The organism is Mycobacterium kyogaense, assembly GCF_003254575.1.
Lineage (GTDB): Bacteria > Actinomycetota > Actinomycetes > Mycobacteriales > Mycobacteriaceae > Mycobacterium > Mycobacterium kyogaense.
This window is the reverse complement of sequence record NZ_QJUA01000021.1, coordinates 53,492-69,572: the sequence shown is the minus strand read 5'-3', so window position 1 is coordinate 69,572 and position 16,081 is coordinate 53,492. Positions and strand designations below refer to the sequence as shown.

Annotated in this window: 13 protein-coding genes; 3 read left to right on the top strand and 10 right to left on the bottom strand. The window is 68.1% G+C overall.

From position 1 onward, the window contains the following. Positions 1-36: 36 nt before the first annotated feature. The 8 genes from DMB80_RS15740 to DMB80_RS15705 all read right to left on the bottom strand — a co-directional run bounded on the left by DMB80_RS15740 (position 37) and on the right by DMB80_RS15705 (position 7,124). Complete coding sequence (locus tag DMB80_RS15740; RefSeq protein ID WP_111510708.1) at positions 37-825, bottom strand: GntR family transcriptional regulator; 789 nt, start codon at positions 823-825, stop codon at positions 37-39. Beyond that, on the bottom strand, positions 822-1,142 hold the full coding sequence (locus tag DMB80_RS15735) for an ArsR/SmtB family transcription factor (protein ID WP_205538706.1): 321 nt from the start codon (positions 1,140-1,142) through the stop codon (positions 822-824). The genes DMB80_RS15740 and DMB80_RS15735 overlap by 4 nt, the downstream gene beginning before the upstream one ends. 49 nt (positions 1,143-1,191) lie before the next feature. Beyond that, positions 1,192-2,037, bottom strand: a complete 846-nt coding sequence (locus DMB80_RS15730; protein ID WP_111510706.1) for a class I SAM-dependent methyltransferase — start codon at positions 2,035-2,037, stop codon at positions 1,192-1,194. A 70-nt stretch (positions 2,038-2,107) separates the two neighbouring features. Beyond that, positions 2,108-2,839, bottom strand: coding sequence for a FadR/GntR family transcriptional regulator (locus tag DMB80_RS15725; RefSeq protein ID WP_111510705.1), 732 nt, complete (start codon positions 2,837-2,839; stop codon positions 2,108-2,110). A gap of 20 nt (positions 2,840-2,859) precedes the next feature. Next, positions 2,860-3,636, bottom strand: coding sequence for a 3-oxoacyl-ACP reductase (locus tag DMB80_RS15720; RefSeq protein ID WP_205538714.1), 777 nt, complete (start codon positions 3,634-3,636; stop codon positions 2,860-2,862). Then, positions 3,633-5,003: an aldehyde dehydrogenase family protein gene (locus DMB80_RS15715; RefSeq protein ID WP_111510703.1), complete on the bottom strand. Its 1,371-nt coding sequence runs from the start codon at positions 5,001-5,003 to the stop codon at positions 3,633-3,635. The genes DMB80_RS15720 and DMB80_RS15715 overlap by 4 nt, the downstream gene beginning before the upstream one ends. Beyond that, the gene (locus DMB80_RS15710) at positions 5,000-5,773 is read right to left on the bottom strand and encodes a gamma-glutamyl-gamma-aminobutyrate hydrolase family protein (RefSeq protein WP_111510702.1); all 774 of its coding nucleotides are present in this window, start codon (positions 5,771-5,773) and stop codon (positions 5,000-5,002) included. Before DMB80_RS15710 ends, DMB80_RS15715 begins: the two co-directional genes overlap by 4 nt. After that, complete coding sequence (locus DMB80_RS15705) at positions 5,760-7,124, bottom strand: glutamine synthetase family protein (RefSeq protein ID WP_111510701.1); 1,365 nt, start codon at positions 7,122-7,124, stop codon at positions 5,760-5,762. Before DMB80_RS15705 ends, DMB80_RS15710 begins: the two co-directional genes overlap by 14 nt. A gap of 183 nt (positions 7,125-7,307) precedes the next feature. On the opposite strand from DMB80_RS15705, the gene DMB80_RS15700 reads away from it, so the two are divergent. The 3 genes from DMB80_RS15700 (at position 7,308) to ngg (ending at position 12,603) form a co-directional block, all read left to right on the top strand. Then, positions 7,308-8,879, top strand: a complete 1,572-nt coding sequence (locus tag DMB80_RS15700) for an amino acid permease (RefSeq protein WP_111510700.1) — start codon at positions 7,308-7,310, stop codon at positions 8,877-8,879. A gap of 143 nt (positions 8,880-9,022) precedes the next feature. Next, on the top strand, positions 9,023-10,828 hold the full coding sequence (locus tag DMB80_RS15695; RefSeq protein WP_111510699.1) for an N-acetylglutaminylglutamine amidotransferase: 1,806 nt from the start codon (positions 9,023-9,025) through the stop codon (positions 10,826-10,828). Continuing rightward, on the top strand, positions 10,825-12,603 hold the full coding sequence (ngg, locus tag DMB80_RS15690; RefSeq protein WP_111510723.1) for an N-acetylglutaminylglutamine synthetase: 1,779 nt from the start codon (positions 10,825-10,827) through the stop codon (positions 12,601-12,603). The genes DMB80_RS15695 and ngg overlap by 4 nt, the downstream gene beginning before the upstream one ends. A gap of 10 nt (positions 12,604-12,613) precedes the next feature. Here the strand turns inward: ngg and DMB80_RS15685 are convergent, their stop codons facing one another. Together DMB80_RS15685 and DMB80_RS15680 are read right to left on the bottom strand one after the other, a co-directional pair. Beyond that, a complete protein-coding gene (locus DMB80_RS15685) occupies positions 12,614-14,353 on the bottom strand; it encodes a dihydroxy-acid dehydratase (RefSeq protein WP_111510698.1) in 1,740 nt (579 codons plus the stop codon). Further along, the gene (locus DMB80_RS15680; protein WP_111510697.1) at positions 14,350-16,080 is read right to left on the bottom strand and encodes a phytoene desaturase family protein; all 1,731 of its coding nucleotides are present in this window, start codon (positions 16,078-16,080) and stop codon (positions 14,350-14,352) included. Before DMB80_RS15680 ends, DMB80_RS15685 begins: the two co-directional genes overlap by 4 nt. Between the last annotated feature and the right edge of the window lies 1 nt (position 16,081).

Here is a 16,081-nt window from a genome sequence, read left to right as displayed (position 1 = left end):
CTTCACTCTACGGTGCGTCGCTCCAAAGGTCTAGACCTAACCCGCCTCAGGCTCAGCGCGCGACCTGACCCGGATCGTCGTGCGGTCCGAGCGGTGGTAGTCACGCGAGTACTCCACGGCAATGCCGTTGTCCGCGAACGACGTTCGCACGATGAGCAGCAGCGGGCTGGCCGGGTCGACGCCGAGGATCGCGGCCTGCTCCGGGGTGGCCGACGTCGCCTCGATCCGCTCGTCGGCTGACGACGGTCCGTGGCCGTAGCGGCGCATCAGCGCATACAGCGAGCCGTCCAGATCGTGCTCCGGCAGGTCCGGAAAGACCGCGGCGGGCAGATAGGCCTCTTCGTAGACGATCGGCTCGCCGTCGGCCGTGCGCGCTCGCAGGATCTGGTGCACCTGATCGGCTCGGCGCAGTCCCAGCGCCCGGCTCACGTCGGGCTGCGGCGCACCCGTGTGCACGCCGAGCACCTGAGCGCCGGGCTCGACCTCGATGCGACGCATCTGCTCGGTGAACCCGGGCAGGCTCGCGTGGTCGAATTCGATTCTGGGCGACGTGACGAAGTTGCCGCCGAACCGGCCACGGCGGCGATCGATCAACCCCTTGCTCTCGACGGCACCGAGCGCCTGCCGCAACGTCATCCGACTACACCCCAGCGCCGTGGCGATCTCCACCTCCGGCGGAAGCTTGTCCCCCGGCATCAGCCGTCCCGACGCGATGAGCCCCTGCAGCCAGGCGGCGATGCGCGCGTGCACCGGCCCGTCGCTCTTGCCGCCGAGCACCGGGCCCGGCGCCAGCGGCGGCTCGTCGATGCTCAGGACCCGCGTCACCCGTGTCGGGCTCCGATCCAGTGCAGCAGGTCGTGGACGGTGTCGTCGTCGAGTCGGTACCGCACCGACCTGCCGACCCGCTCGTTGCTCACCCACCCCTGCTGGCGCAGCACCCGCAACGCCTGCGACACCGCGTTCTCCGAGCGGCCGAGTGCGGCGGCCAGATCGCTCACGACGATTCCCGGCGAACGGTGCAGGCACAGGAGGATCTCGAGGCGATGCGGATCGGAGACCAGGTCGAAGCGCTGCGCCCAGCCCGACGTGTCGACCTCGGCCAGCGCCGATGACGCACGTTCGACGAGATCGGCATCCTCCACACGTGCAATCTAGCGTCCGGACCACCGCGGGTGGCCGACATCCGCGCCGTCAGCGCTTCGTCGCGGTGACGAGCAGGTACTCCGCGTCGTAGGCGGTGCTGCCGGTGTCGTCGCTGCGATTCCAGGCGGTGAGGAACTCCAGGAAGTCACGGTCGAGGGCGTCGACGCGCTCGGGATGCTCGCTGGTGAACCGGTAGGCGGCGATGGTCGGACCGTAGTTGCGTTTCCAGTACTCCCGGAACTCCAGCGGCGAGGCACAGTGATCCATCCGCACGCTGCGCCGCCGCATCGACAGATCGGCGACACGTTCGCCGAACAGCTCGCGGACGTGGTCTTCACTGCCCCACAGGGGCGGCGGGCTGGCCCCGGGCGGGGGCGGCGGTGCGTACGGTTTCAACGTCGCGAACAGGTGTCCGATGAACCCCTCCGGCGTCCAGCTGATCAGACCGATCCTGCCTCCGGGTCGGGCCACCCGGATCAGTTCGTCGGCGGTGGCCTGGTGGTGCGGCGCGAACATCGCGCCGACACAGGACATCACGATGTCGAAGCTGTCGTCGGCGAACGGGAGCGCCTCGGCGTCGGCTTCCACCCACTCGAGTGTCACCCCGCGCTCACCGGCGAGCCGTCGCCCCTCGTCGAAAAGCTCCGGGGTGAGGTCGCTGGCGGTGACGTCGGCGCCCGTCGCAGCCGCAGGGATCGCGGCGTTGCCGGAGCCGGCGGCGACATCGAGCACTCGGTCGCCGGCGGCCACGCCGCAGGCCGCGACGAGCTCGGGACCCAGGCTCGGGATGATCTCGGCGGCGACCGCGGGATAGTCGCCGGAGGCCCACAGCGCGCGATGCCGGGCCTTGAGTGCCCGATCTTCTGCCGCCCGATGTTCTGTATCGCTGGCCATGAGCGCTACGTCCGCACAGCGATGATCCCACTCCCCGCCGTGACCGAAGAGCGTTTTCGCGCTCCTGGGCTCAGTCCAGGAAGCCGTGCAGCAGGGCCGCCGAACCCCACACGTGGGCCGCCATCGTCTGCGCGGCGGTGTCGACGTCACCGGCCAGGATCGCCGCGACGATCGCCTCGTGCTGCTCGTCGGAGTGTGCGATGTTGCGCCCCAAGAGCGGGATGCAGTCGAGCAGCTCGTTGAGCCGCATCCTGTTCTGCGCCACCAGCGGCACCAGCGACGGCACCCCGGCCGCTTCGGCAATCGCCAGATGCAGCCGGGAGTCCAGGCGCCGGTAGTCGGCGGGATCAGCGTCGCGCACATCGATCAGCCTGCTGCGCAACGCCTCTCGCTGGGCGGCGTCCAGCGTGCGCTCGGCGGCCATGCGCGCCGCCCCCACTTCGAGGATCTCGCGCAGCCGCAGGGCATCGTCGATGTCGGCGCGGCGCAGTTCGACGTCGGCGGTCCGCGGTGCGGGCAACTCGTCAGCGAGAAAAGTGCCTCCGTAGCGGCCGCGTCGCGACACCAGATATCCCGCCTCGGCAAGGGATTTGATCGCCTCCCGCACCGTGTCGCGGCTGACGCCGAGTCGGGTGGCGAGTTCCCGTTCCGGCGGCAGCGACTCCCCCGGCGCCAGGACACCCAGCCGGATCGTCTGCAGCAGCCGCTCGACGGTGTTCTCGAACGCGTTGAGCGGCCGCACCGGGCGCAGCAGTGCCGCACCCGGGTCGGAGTCCTCAGAAGGGTTGGGGTCGGCCGTCATCGCGTGTCCCGAGCGTTGTCTTACAGCGGTGTGACGTAGTGGCCGCTGATACCACCGTCGACGAGGAACGACGACGCGGTGATGAACGAGGCGTCGTCACTGGCCAGGAACGCCACCGCGGCGGCGAGTTCCTCGGGCTCGGCGAAGCGGCCGACGGGCACGTGCACCAGACGGCGCGCCGCACGCTCCGGGTCCTTGGCGAACAACTCCTGCAGCAGCGGGGTGTTCACCGGGCCGGGGCACAGCGCGTTCACGCGGATTCCCTGCCGGGCGTATTGCACGCCGAGCTCGCGCGACATCGCCAGCACCCCACCCTTGGACGCGGTGTAGGAGATCTGCGAGGTCGCCGACCCCATCACCGCGACGAACGACGCGGTGTTGACGATCGAGCCCTTCTGCGCCGGAACCATGTGCCGCAGTGCGGCTTTGCAGCAGAAGAACACCGACTTGAGGTTGATGTCCTGCACCCGCTGCCACGCGTCGATGCCGGTGTTCTCGATCAGATCGTCCTCGGGCGGGCTGATCCCGGCGTTGTTGAACGCGATGTCGACCCCGCCGTGCACCTCGAACGCCGTGTCGAAGAGCTTGTCGACCGCCACCTGGTCGGAGACGTCGACCTGCACGAAGGTCACGTTCATGTCGCTGGCGACGCTGCGGCCGGTGTCCTCGTCGAGGTCGCCGATGACCACGATGGCCCCCTCGGCCTGCATGCGCTTGGCCGTCGCCAGTCCGATGCCGCTGGCACCGCCGGTGATCACGGCGACCTTGCCCGCCAGACGCTGGGTGAGATCCATCAGTTTCCTTCCTCGACAGCTATGAAGACGTTCTTCGTCTCGGTGAACGACAGGGGGGCGTCCGGGCCCAGCTCACGACCCAACCCGGACTGTTTGAAGCCGCCGAACGGCGTGGTGTAACGCACCGACGAGTGCGAGTTGACCGACAGGTTGCCCGATTCCACGGCACGGGACATCCTCAGCGCCCGCGACAGGTTGTCGGTCCAGATCGAGCCGGACAACCCGTAGGGCGTGTCGTTGGCCAGTGCGATCGCATCTGCCTCGTCGTCGAACGGCAGCACCGTCACGACCGGGCCGAAGATCTCCTCGGTGACCGTGCGGTCGTCGGGCGCGGGGGTGAGAACCGTTGGCGGGAACCAGTACCCGGGGCCCGACGGCGCCTCGCCGCGAAAGGCCACGGGGGCGTCGTCCGGTACGTAGCCGGCAACCGATTCCCAGTGCGGCTTGGACACCAGCGGCCCCATCTCGGTGCCCTCGACCCGGGGATCGCCCACCACGACACCCTTGACGGCAGGCTCGAACAGCTCCATGAAGCGGTCGAAAACACTGCGCTGCACCAGGATTCGGCTGCGCGCACAGCAGTCCTGACCGGAGTTGTCGAACACGCCGTAGGGCGCCGTTGCCGCCGCCTTCTCGAGATCACAGTCGTCGAACACGATGTTCGCGCTCTTGCCGCCCAATTCCAGCGTGACGCGCTTGACCTGCCGCGCCGCGCCGGCCATCACGCGCATGCCGACCTCAGTCGAGCCGGTGAACACGATCTTGCGCACATCGGGATGGGTGACGAAGCGTTCTCCGACCACCGAGCCGCGACCGGGGAGCACCTGGAAGAGGTCAGCGGGGAGTCCCGCTTCGACGGCGAGTTCGCCCAGGCGGATCGTGGTCAGCGGTGTCCACTCGGCCGGTTTCACCAGCACCGCGTTGCCCGCGGCCAGCGCGGGGGCGAAACCCCACGACGCGATGGTCATCGGGAAGTTCCACGGTGTGATCACCCCGACCACGCCGAGCGGTTCGTTGAAGGTGACGTCCAACCCGCCGGCAACGGGGATCTGCTTGCCGGACAACCGCTCCGGGCTCGCCGAGTAGTACTGCAGCACGTCGCGGACATGGCCGGCCTCCCAGCGGGCGTTGCCGATCGGATGCCCGGAGTTGGCGACCTCCAGCTGCGCCAACTCCTCGACGTGCGCGTCGACCACAGCGGCGAACGCACGCAGCGCTGCTGCCCGGTCGGCCGGGGCCAGCCGCGCCCACGCCCGCTGCGCGGAGCGGGCCCGCGCCACCGCGTCGTCGACGCCGGCCTCATCGGTGTGGGTGACGGTGCGCAGCACCTCCTCGGTGGCTGGGTTGATCACGTCACTGGTCTGGCTCATACGCTCACTTTCTGGGCTTTCTTGGCTGCGCGTTCTGCGGCGGCGCCGACCAGGCCCGCGAACAGGCGCAGGTCGTCGAGCCGCTCTTCGGGATGCCACTGCACCGCCACCACCCATTGGTCGGGATGCCGGCGAGGGTCCACCTCGACCGCTTCGACCACGCCGTCGGCGTCGGCCGCGCTGACGATCAGGCCGTCGCCGAGCCCGTCGATGGCCTGGTGGTGATAGCACTGCGCGTCGGTGGTGGGACCGACGAGCGCGGCCACCCGGGTGCCGGCCACGGTGGTGATCGTCGACGTGGAGAACACCGCGTTGCCCTGCTGGTGGCGGGGGTGGCCGACCACGTCGGGCAGGTGCTGGTGCAGGGTTCCGCCGAGCGCCACGTTGAGCACCTGCGCGCCACGGCAGATACCCAGCACGGGCAGGCCTCGGCGCAGGGCCGCGCGCAGCAGGGCGAGCTCGAAGACGTCGCGGGTGCGGCTGTCCGCCGTCGGCTCGTCGGTGGCCGGATGGGGGGCGCTGCCGTAGGCCGCCGGATCGACGTCGCGCCCGCCGGTGATGATCAGCCCGTCCAGCCCGTCGAGAATCCGGTCGGCGATCGCGTCGTCGACCGGCTGCGGCGGAAGCAGGGTCGAGATGCCGCCGGCCAGCCCGACGCCTTCGAAGTAGATCGCGGGCAGGAAGCTGGCCCGCACATCCCACACCCCCGTCTGGGCCTGCTGAAGATAGGTGGTCAGCCCGATGACCGGTCTGACCTCAGAGGCGTTCAAAGCCGCGCACCCTTTCCCAATCGGTCACCGCGGCGTTGAAGGCTTTCAGCTCCACGCGCGCGTAGTTGAGGTAGTGATCCACCACGTCGTCCCCGAACGCCTCGCGGGCGATCGTCGAGTTGTCGAACAATTCGACGGCCTCGGCCAGCGTGGTGGGCAGCCGCTCGGCGCCACTCTTGTAGGCGTTGCCCTCCAAGGCATCCGGTAGCTCGAGTTCGTTCTCGATGCCGTACAGACCGCCGGCGATCAATGCCGAGACCGCGAGGTACTGATTGACGTCTCCACCGGGCGCACGGTTCTCCATCCGCATACCGGCGCCGTGGCCCACCACGCGCAGTGCACAGGTGCGGTTGTCGAAACCCCACGCGATCGCCGTCGGCGCGAAGCTGCCTTCGGCAAAGCGCTTGTAGGAGTTGATGTTCGGCGCGTAGCACAGGCTGAATTCCCGCATCGTGGCGAGCTGGCCGGCGATGAAGCTGCGGAACATCGGCGTCATCCCGTCCGCCGCATCGGAGTCGGCGAACACCGCACTGCCGTCCTCCCCACGGAGCGAGATGTGGATGTGACAGCTGTTGCCCTCCCGCTCGTCGAACTTCGCCATGAACGTCAGGCTCTTGCCGTGCTGGTCGGCGATCTCCTTGGCGCCGTTGCGGTAGATCGTGTGGTTGTCGCAGGTGGTGCGGGCATGGTCGTAGCGGAACCCGACCTCCTGCTGGCCGAAGTTGCACTCCCCCTTGACGCCCTCGCAGTACATGCCTGCGCCGTCCATCCCGAGCCGGATGTCGCGCAATAGCGGCTCCATACGCGTCGAGGCGAGCATCGCGTAATCGATGTTGTAATCGGTCGCCGGGGTGAGGCCTTTGTATCCGGCGGCCCAGGCGTCGCGGTAGGTGTCGTCGAACACGATGAACTCGAGTTCGGTTGCGGCATAGGGCACCAGACCGCGCTCGGCGAGGCGGTCGATCTGGCGGTTGAGGATGCTGCGCGGCGCTTGGGTGACCGGCCGGCCGTCGGTCCACGACAGATCCGCCATCACCAGCGCCGTACCCGGCTGCCACGGAATCAGGCGCAGCGTCGCGAAATCGGGCGTCATCACCATGTCGCCGTAGCCGGTCTCCCAGCTCGAGATCGCGTAGCCGTCGACGGTGTTGTTGTCGACATCGACGGCCAGCAGGTAGTTGCAGCATTCGGCACCGTGCTCGGCGACGTCGTCGGCGAACAACCGCGCCGAGATCCGCTTGCCGGTCAACCGGCCCTGCATGTCGCAGAACGCGACGATCACGGTGTCGATGTCCCCGGCCTCGACCAGCGCGTCCAGCTCGTCTCGCGACAACATGCCTCGTGTCCCCATCGGCGTCCCCATCCTCGTCACCCTGCGTCGACCCTCGTGCCCGTCGCGCGCTTCTCGCGCCCGAACACACTCGCACAAAACTGCCTTCAAAGGTAGGACACCAGACCAATAGCGGTTTATTGTCATGCTCTGCGCCTGCGCCGCCGCCGACGCGCACCTGTCCCCCCATACAGGAGGTCCCCCGTGCCCGAGGGTCACGAACTGCTCGACGACGACGAAAAGCACCTCGCCTCGCTGGGATACACCCAAGAACTCCACCGATCGTGGTCGGCGTTCTCCAACTTCGCGATCTCGTTCTCGATCATCTCGATCCTGGCGGGCTGTTTCACCTCGTTCGGCCTGGGCTGGAACAACGGCGGCCCGGCGGCCATCGCCTGGGGCTGGCCGATCATCGCGGTCTTCATCCTCATCATCGGGCTCTGCATGTCCGAGCTGGTGTCGGCGTTCCCCACCTCGGGTGGGATCTACTGGTGGGCAGCCAAACTCGGCGGCCCCAAGGCCGGCTTCTACACCGGCTGGCTCAACCTCGTCGGACTCATCGCGATCCTGGCCTCGGTGGCCTACGGCAGCGCCACCTTCCTGGACCTGACGCTGGGCACCTTCAGCGAGAGCTGGCTCGCCGGCTACAGCCTCACCCGGACCTTCGTGATGTTCATCGTGATCCTGGTCGTCGTCGCGCTGATCAACATCTTCTCGTCGCACCTGCTGGCCGTCATCAACAACATCTCGGTGTGGTGGCACGTCATCGGCGCCCTCGCCGTCGTCGGCATCCTGTGGATCATTCCCGAGCAGCACGCCAGCCTGTCCACCGTGTTCGCCACCACCGTCAACAACACGGGCTGGTTCGGCGGCTCGACCTCCGGGTTCGGCTTCCTCCTCTTCGTGCTGCCGATGTCGGCGATCCTGACGCAGTACACGATCACCGGGTACGACGCGTCCGCGCACCTGTCCGAGGAGACCAAGAGCGCGGCCGACGGAGCTGCGAAAGGCATCTGGCGCTCGATCTTCTACTCGGCGATCGGCGGCTGGATCCTGCTGCTGACGTTCCTGTTCGCGGTCCAGGACGTCGACGGCGTGACCGCCGGCGGCGGCGCCGTGGCGACGATCTTCAGCCAGGCGATGGACTCCAAGTGGGTGGCGATCGTGCTGCTGATCTCGACGGCCGGGCAGCTGTTCTGCACCACCGCCTGCCAGACCAGCGCCTCCCGGATGCTCTTCGCCTTCAGCCGCGACCGGGCCGTGCCGGGTCATCAACTGTGGTCGAAGGTCAACGGCAATCGGGTGCCCGCCAACGCGGTGATGCTCACGGCGACCATCGCGGCGATCATCACCCTGCCCGCACTGGTCGAGGTCGACATCAACGGCGCCCCGGTGCCGGTCGCGTTCTTCGCCGTCGTCTCGATCGGCGTCGTCGGCCTGTACCTGTGCTTCGCGGTGCCGATCTACTACCGCTGGAAGGCCGGAGATTCCTTCCCGCTCGGCAAGTGGAACCTGCGCGGACACCACCGCTGGATGGCTCCGGTGGCGATCCTCGAGATCGTCATCACGTCGATCATCGCCATGTTCCCGACCTCGATCAGCGGCGCGCCGTGGGACCCGAGCTTCGAGTGGAAGTTCGTCAACTACACCCCGCTGCTCGTCGGCGGCGTGCTCATCCTGCTCTACATCTACTGGCACGCCTCGGTGAAGAAGTGGTTCACCGGACCCATCAAGCAGGTCGACGAGTCCGGCGGCGAGCTGGAGAACGTCGGCTGACCGCACCTGTGACACGGATCTCGATCTTGATCCCGAAAACGCGTTTGGCGTCCTGACCCCGGGGTAAACCTCGTCATCGCCGTGCGTCGTGGCACGGAGTCATCACTGATCGAGGAACGCCGACACGGAGTAGGGTCGAACACGTGTGTGGAGCCACCGGCGAGGTACGCCTCGACGGAACCAGCCCAGATGTCCGCGCTGTCACCGCGATGGCCGAGGTCATGGTGCCCCGGGGCCCCGACGCCGCCGGCGTCTGGGCGCAGGGCCGTGTCGCACTCGGCCACCGGCGACTGAAGATCATCGACCTCACCGAGGCCGGCGCCCAGCCGATGGTCGACGCCGAGCTCGGCTTATCGATTGCCTGGAACGGCTGCATCTACAACTACGAGGACCTCCGCGACCAGCTCTCGGGCCACGGCTACCGGTTCTTCTCCCACAGTGACACCGAGGTCCTGATCAAGGCCTACCACCACTGGGGTGACCGGTTCGTCGACCATCTCAAGGGCATGTTCGCGTTCGCGATCACCGAACGCGACAGCGGGCGGGTGCTGCTCGGCCGCGACCGGCTCGGCATCAAGCCGATGTATCTGTCGGAGACGGCCAACCGGATCCGGTTCGCGTCCTCGCTGCCCGCACTGCTGGCCGGTGGCGATATCGACACCCGCATCGACCCGATCGCGCTGCACCACTACATGACCTTCCACTCGGTGGTGCCCTCCCCCCGCACCATCCTGCGCGGCGTCACCAAGCTCCCGCCGGCCTCGCTGCTGGCGATCGAACCCGATGGCACCCGGACCACGACGACGTACTGGGAGCCGGATTTCACCCGCCGCGCCGAGCGCGCCGACTGGTCTGACAAAGACTGGGAAGACGCGGTTCTCGATTCGCTGCGCGCCGCCGTGAAGCGCCGCCTGGTGGCCGACGTACCGGTCGGCTGCCTGCTCTCCGGCGGGGTGGACTCCAGCCTGATCGTCGGGCTGCTCGCCGAGGCCGGTCAGCACGGCCTGGCCACGTTCTCGATCGGCTTCGAATCGGTCAACGGGGTCGCCGGAGACGAGTTCAAGTACAGCGACATCATCGCCGAGCGCTTCGGCACCGACCACCACCAGATCCGCATCGACACCGCGCGCATGCTGCCCGCGCTCGACGGCGCGATCGGGGCGATGAGCGAACCGATGGTCAGCCACGATTGTGTGGCGTTCTATCTCCTCAGCCAGGAGGTGGCCAAGCACGTCAAGGTGGTGCAATCCGGGCAGGGCGCCGACGAGGTGTTCGCCGGCTACCACTGGTATCCCCCGATGGGAGAGCCCGCCGCCGCCTCCCTCGAGGGCTCGGTCGCCAGCTACCGCGGCGCGTTCTTCGACCGGGACCGAGCCGGCTACAGCGACCTGGTGTCTGCGGCCTACCTCGCCGACGACGATCCGAGCGAGCTGTTCGTGACCGAGCACTTCGCCCGCGCCGGAGCGGAGACGGGCGTTGACCGTGCACTGCGTCTGGACACCACCGTGATGTTGGTCGACGATCCGGTCAAGCGGGTCGACAACATGACGATGGCGTGGGGGCTGGAAGGTCGCGTGCCGTTCCTCGACCACGACCTCGTCGAACTGGCCGCGACCTGCCCGCCGCACCTCAAGACCGCCCACGAGGGCAAGGGAGTGCTCAAACAAGCTGCCCGCCAAGTGATCCCGGCCGACGTGATCGACCGTCCCAAGGGCTACTTCCCGGTGCCCGCACTGACCCACCTCGAAGGCCCCTACCTCGATCTCGTCCGTGACGCGCTGTACGCGCCCGCGGCCAAGGAGCGCGGCCTGTTCCGGCCCGAAGCGGTCGAACGTCTGCTGTCCGACCCCAACGGCAAGCTCACCCCGCTGCGGGGCAATGAGCTCTGGCAGATCGCCCTGCTCGAACTGTGGCTGCAGAAGCACGGGATCACCGGGTCGGCCGCATGACCAGCGTCGACAAGGCGGACCCGGCCGGGGAGCATTCCGAGGCCATCACGCTCGCTCTCCACGAAGCGTCCCCGCCCGACATGGTCGACGCGATGGCCGACGATGTCGTCCTCGAATTGGGTTGGGGCCGACTGATCTTCGGACAGACGTTCAGTGATCCCGCCCGGCTGGCCGATGTGCTGCGGGCCGAAGCGCACGGTCGGCGCGACATCTGCATCTACGCGCGCGAACCTCACGTGCTGGTGTCGAAGGCACCCGCGGAGCTGTTCATCGATCCCAGCCACACCTACCGTCTGCGTTTCTCCGACAGCGCCGATGACGCGCCTGCGCCCACCGGTTTCCACGTGCGGACGTTGGAGAGCCGCGACGACGCCGACGAGATCAACCGGGTGTACGTGCGTTGCGGCATGGTGCCCGCCCCCACCGACGTCATCTGGGCCAATCATCAAGACCAGGAGTCGGTCGACTACCTGGTCGCGGTCAGCGACGAGGACGGCACCGTGCTCGGCACCGTCACCGGCGTCGACCACGCCACCTTGTTCGCCGACCCCGAGGACGGGTCGAGCCTGTGGACCTTGGCGGTCGATCCGGCGGCACCACTACCCGGCGTCGGTGCGGCGCTGACCCGCGCACTGGCGGCGCTGTACCGCTCGCGCGGGCGGGCCTACATGGATCTGTCGGTCACTCACGACAACAACGCCGCGATCGCGCTCTACGAGAAGCTCGGCTTCACCCGCGTGCCGGTGATGGCCGTCAAGCGCAAGAACGCGATCAACGAGCCGCTGTTCACCCATCCGCCGGAAACCGTCGACGATCTCAACCCCTACGCGCGCATCCTCGCCGATGAGGCGATGCGGCGCGGCATCTGGGTGGAGGTGCTCGACGCCGAGGCCGGGGAGATGCGGCTGTCACATGGTGGGCGAAGTGTCGTCACCCGAGAGTCGTTGTCGGAGTACACCTCTGCGGTGGCGATGAGCCGTTGCGACGACAAGCGGCTGACCCGCCGCATCGTTTCCGAGGCCGGCATCGCCGTGCCGAAGGGCCGGCTCGCCACGTTCGACGCCGCCGACCACGAGTTCCTGGCCGAGGTCGGCGATGTGGTGGTGAAGCCGACGCGTGGCGAGCAGGGCAAGGGCATCACCGTGGGCGTCGATGGCGACGACGAGCTCGACGCCGCACTGGCTCGAGCGCGCGAACAGCATCCCGAGGTGCTGATCGAGCAGCGCGCCGAGGGTGATGACCTGCGGCTGGTGGTCATCGACAAGAAGGTCGTCGCCGCGGCGCTGCGGTTGCCCGCCGAGGTGACGGGCACCGGCAAGCACACCATCCGCGAACTGATCGAGACACAGAGCCGCAGGCGAGCTGCCGCGACCGGGGGCGAGTCGAAGATCCCGATGGACGTCGTCACCGAGACGACGGTTCGGGAAGCCGGCTACTCGTTCGACGACGTGCTCGACGAAGGCGAGCGGTTACGGGTGCGGCGTACCGCGAATTTGCATCAGGGCGGCACCATTCACGACGTCACCGCAACCGTGCACCCCGAGTTGTGCCGCGTCGCCGTGACCGCGGCCGAGGCGATCGGTATCCCCGTCACCGGCATCGACCTGCTCGTGCCCGATGTCACCCGGCCCGACTACGTGTTCATCGAAGCCAACGAGCGACCCGGGCTGGCCAACCACGAGCCGCAGCCCACCGCACAGGCTTTCATCGACTTCCTCTTCCCCAATCAACCGGGGCTGCCGCAGGCGTGGACGCCCGACGAAGTCGAGCGTTAGACCGCTCGGCTCACCAGCCGCCCACCCAGCCGTCGAAGACGGCGTCGGGTTCGTTCTCGGGATGTTCGGACCGGCCGACCAGGAAGTCGAAGTCGCAGCCGCGGTCGGCCTGCAGCACACGATCGACGTACATCGCCGCATAACCGCGGCGGTGCCGCACCGGTGGTGTCGGGTCCAGTGCCGCGCGACGTTCGGCCAGCTCGGCGTCGGTCAACTCGACGTTCAGCACGCCTGCGTGCGCGTCCAGGGAGATGAGGTCGCCGTCGCGCACCAGCCCCAGCGGACCGCCCGCCGCCGACTCCGGGCTGATGTGGAGCACGCAGGTGCCGTAGGCGGTTCCACTCATCCGCGCATCGGAGATCCGCACCATGTCGGTGACTCCCTGGCGGAGCAGCTTGCTCGGGATCGGTAGCTGACCCCATTCGGGCATGCCCGGTGCGCCGCGTGGCCCTGCGCTGCGCAGCACCAGCACCGAGTCGGCGGTGACGTCGAGGTCGGGATCGTCGAAGCGCGCCAACAGGTCCCACATGTTCTCGAACACCACGGCCGGTCCCTGGTGGACCAGCAGATCGGGGCTCGCGGCAGCACACTTGATGACCGCGCCGTTCGGGGCGAGGTTGCCGCGTACCACGGCGAGGCCCTGGGGCGGCTGGAAGGGCCGGTCCAGTGAGGTGATCACCTCGGTGTCGGCGACCGGCTGTGCGGGCAGGTTGTCGGCGACGGTCTTGCCCGTGACGGTCAGTGCATCGGTGTGCAGCAACGACTCCAGCGACTTCATCACCGCGGGAACACCGCCTGCGTGGAAGACGTGTTCCACGAGGTGCTCGCCCGCCGGTCGCACGTTCACCAGCAACGGTGTGCGGGCGGACAATTCGTGAAAGCGGTCGAGGGTCAAGGGCACTCCGGCGCGCCCGGCGATGGCGAGCAGGTGCACGATCGCGTTGGTCGAGCCACCGACCGCCAGCATCAGCGTGATGGCGTTGTCGAAGGCGTCGGCGGTGAGCACCTGAGACGGTCGCACGCCCTCGGCGGCCAGACCGACCGCGCGGGCGCCCACCTCCTCCGCGACCTGCATGCGGCGCGAGTCCATCGCGGGCACCGCCGCAGCGCCGGGCAGAGTCATGCCGAGCCCTTCGACGATGGTGGCCATCGTCGATGCCGTGCCCATCTCCGGGCAGTGGCCTCGTGACGGGCCGGCGGCCGCCTCCAGACGCTCGTAGTCGGTCATCGACATGCGTCCGGCCCGGACGTCGTCGATGTACTCCCACAGATCGGTGCCCACGCCGAGCTGCTTGCCGCGGAACACCGCGGGTGCGGCGGGCCCGCCGGTCAGCACGATGGCCGGCACGTCCGCACTCGCCGCGCCCATCAGCTGAGCAGGCACCGTCTTGTCACAACCACCCAGCAACACCACCGCGTCGAAGGGGTACGCGCGGATCGATTCCTCGACGTCCATCGCCATCAGGTTCCGGAACAGCATCGTCGTCGGCTTCATCAACTGTTCGCCGAGTGACATCGTCGGGAATTCGAGGGGGAAGCCGCCTGCCGCCAGCACTCCACGCCGCACTGAATCGGCGAGACCGCGAAAGTGCATGTTGCAGTTGACGACTTCGGACCACGAGTTGCAGATCCCGACGATCGGCCTGCCCTCGAAGGCCATCCGGGAGAACCCTGATGCCCGCATGGCGGACCGGTGGACGAAGCCGGGGACGTTCTGGCCGGCGAACCATTTGGCGCTGCGCAGAGTCATCGGACGCGTGCGGCGTATGCGGTGATCTTGCGTAGGGCGGGTTGCCGCGCGGCCCGGTATCCCACCCAGCGGCCCGGTCGGGTGGACATCAACGTGCCCACCATCCGCTGCTGCCAGGGCACCCGGGCGGCGCTGACCGGGGCCCGGCCCGCGGCGGCCGGAACCCCCGCGGCGTCGGCGAGCGCCACCTTGGCGGCGTTGTGGCCGTTGGCGCCCATCACCCCGCCGCCGGGGTGTGTGCCGGAGCCGCACAGATAGTAATTGCGCACCGGCGTCCGGTAATTCGCGAGCTCAGGTAGCGGTCGGGCACCGAACAACTGGTCGAGCATCATCGACCCGTGGAAGATGTTGCCGTCGGTGATCAAGTACTCGTTGTCGAGGTCGTCGGGGGTGATGACCACCCGGTCCACGATGTGCTCGCGCAGGTTCGGCGCATAGGTGAACAGATCCTCCAGCACGAGGTCGGCCCACTTCTCCTTCTCCGCAGCCCAGGTGGTGCCCGTCAGCTCGGACGGGAGCTGCTGGATGCCGAGTGTCATGGTGTGCAGTCCCGGCGGCGCCAGCGAATCGTCGGTCACCGACTGGGTGACGGCCTCGATGACGAAGGTACTCGGGAACGTGCCGCGCCGTTGCGCCTCGTAGGCTTCCTCGAACGCCTCGCGGCTCGGACCGAGGAGTTGATGTCCGTGGTGCTGAGGCCCCTCCGACGCGTCGGCGAACGGAAGATACTGCGGCAGTTCGTCGATCAGAAGATGGATTCGAGCCATCGAGCCGCGCGTGTCGATGTTCTCGACGTCACGCACCAGCCGCGCCGGCAACACGCCGCGTTCGAGAAGCTTGAGCAACGAACGTTTCGGGTCGGCGTTCGAGAACACCTGAGCTGCGGTGACAATCGAACCGTCGGCCAACCGCACGCCAGTGGCCACCCCACGTTCGACGACAACGGTGTCGACCGGAGCCGAGGTCCGGATCGTCGCACCGTGAGCGCGTGCCCCCGCCGCGAGCGCCTCGCTGATCGCACCCATGCCGCCACGGGCGAGGCCGAACTGCCCGAAGTTGCCGTTGAACTCACCCCACGAGTGGTGTCCGTAGGTGTAGGCGGTGCCGGGTGTCGACGGTCCGCCGAAGATGGACACCATCCCGAAGAACGTCAGCATGCTCTTGAGTCGCTCGTCCTCGAAGTACCGGTCGAGCAGATCCCGTACGGACAGCAGGGTGAACTCGTCGAGCAGCGTCTGCTCCCCCGCAGCCTCGAACGCGGCGAACACTTCGGAGCGCTCGGGTGGGGGCTGGAGCAGATAGGGCGTCACCAGTCCGGCGAACCGCTGCAGCCGCACCCCGAAGTCGAGGAACGCCTGGGCGTCCTTCTTGTTGATCTTCTCGAGTTCGCGAAGGGTCCGGTCGGTCTCCTTCCACATCGTGAAGGACGTGCCATCGCGGAACAGGCTGTACGACAGTGCATCTCCCTGATACAGGTCGAGACCGTACTTCTCCAGTTCCAGCTCGGCGATGATCTCCGGGCGCAGCAGGCCGGCGATGAACGCGCACGACGACCATTTCGAGCCCGGGATCAGTTCTTCGGTGACGCAGGCACCGCCGACCACCTCGCGGGCTTCGAGGACCAGGACGCGCTTGCCTGCGCGGGCCAGGTAGTTGGCGGTGACCAGTCCGTTGTGGCCGGCGCCGATGATCACGGCGTCGTAGTCCGGCCCGGTGTTGTCGGGCATG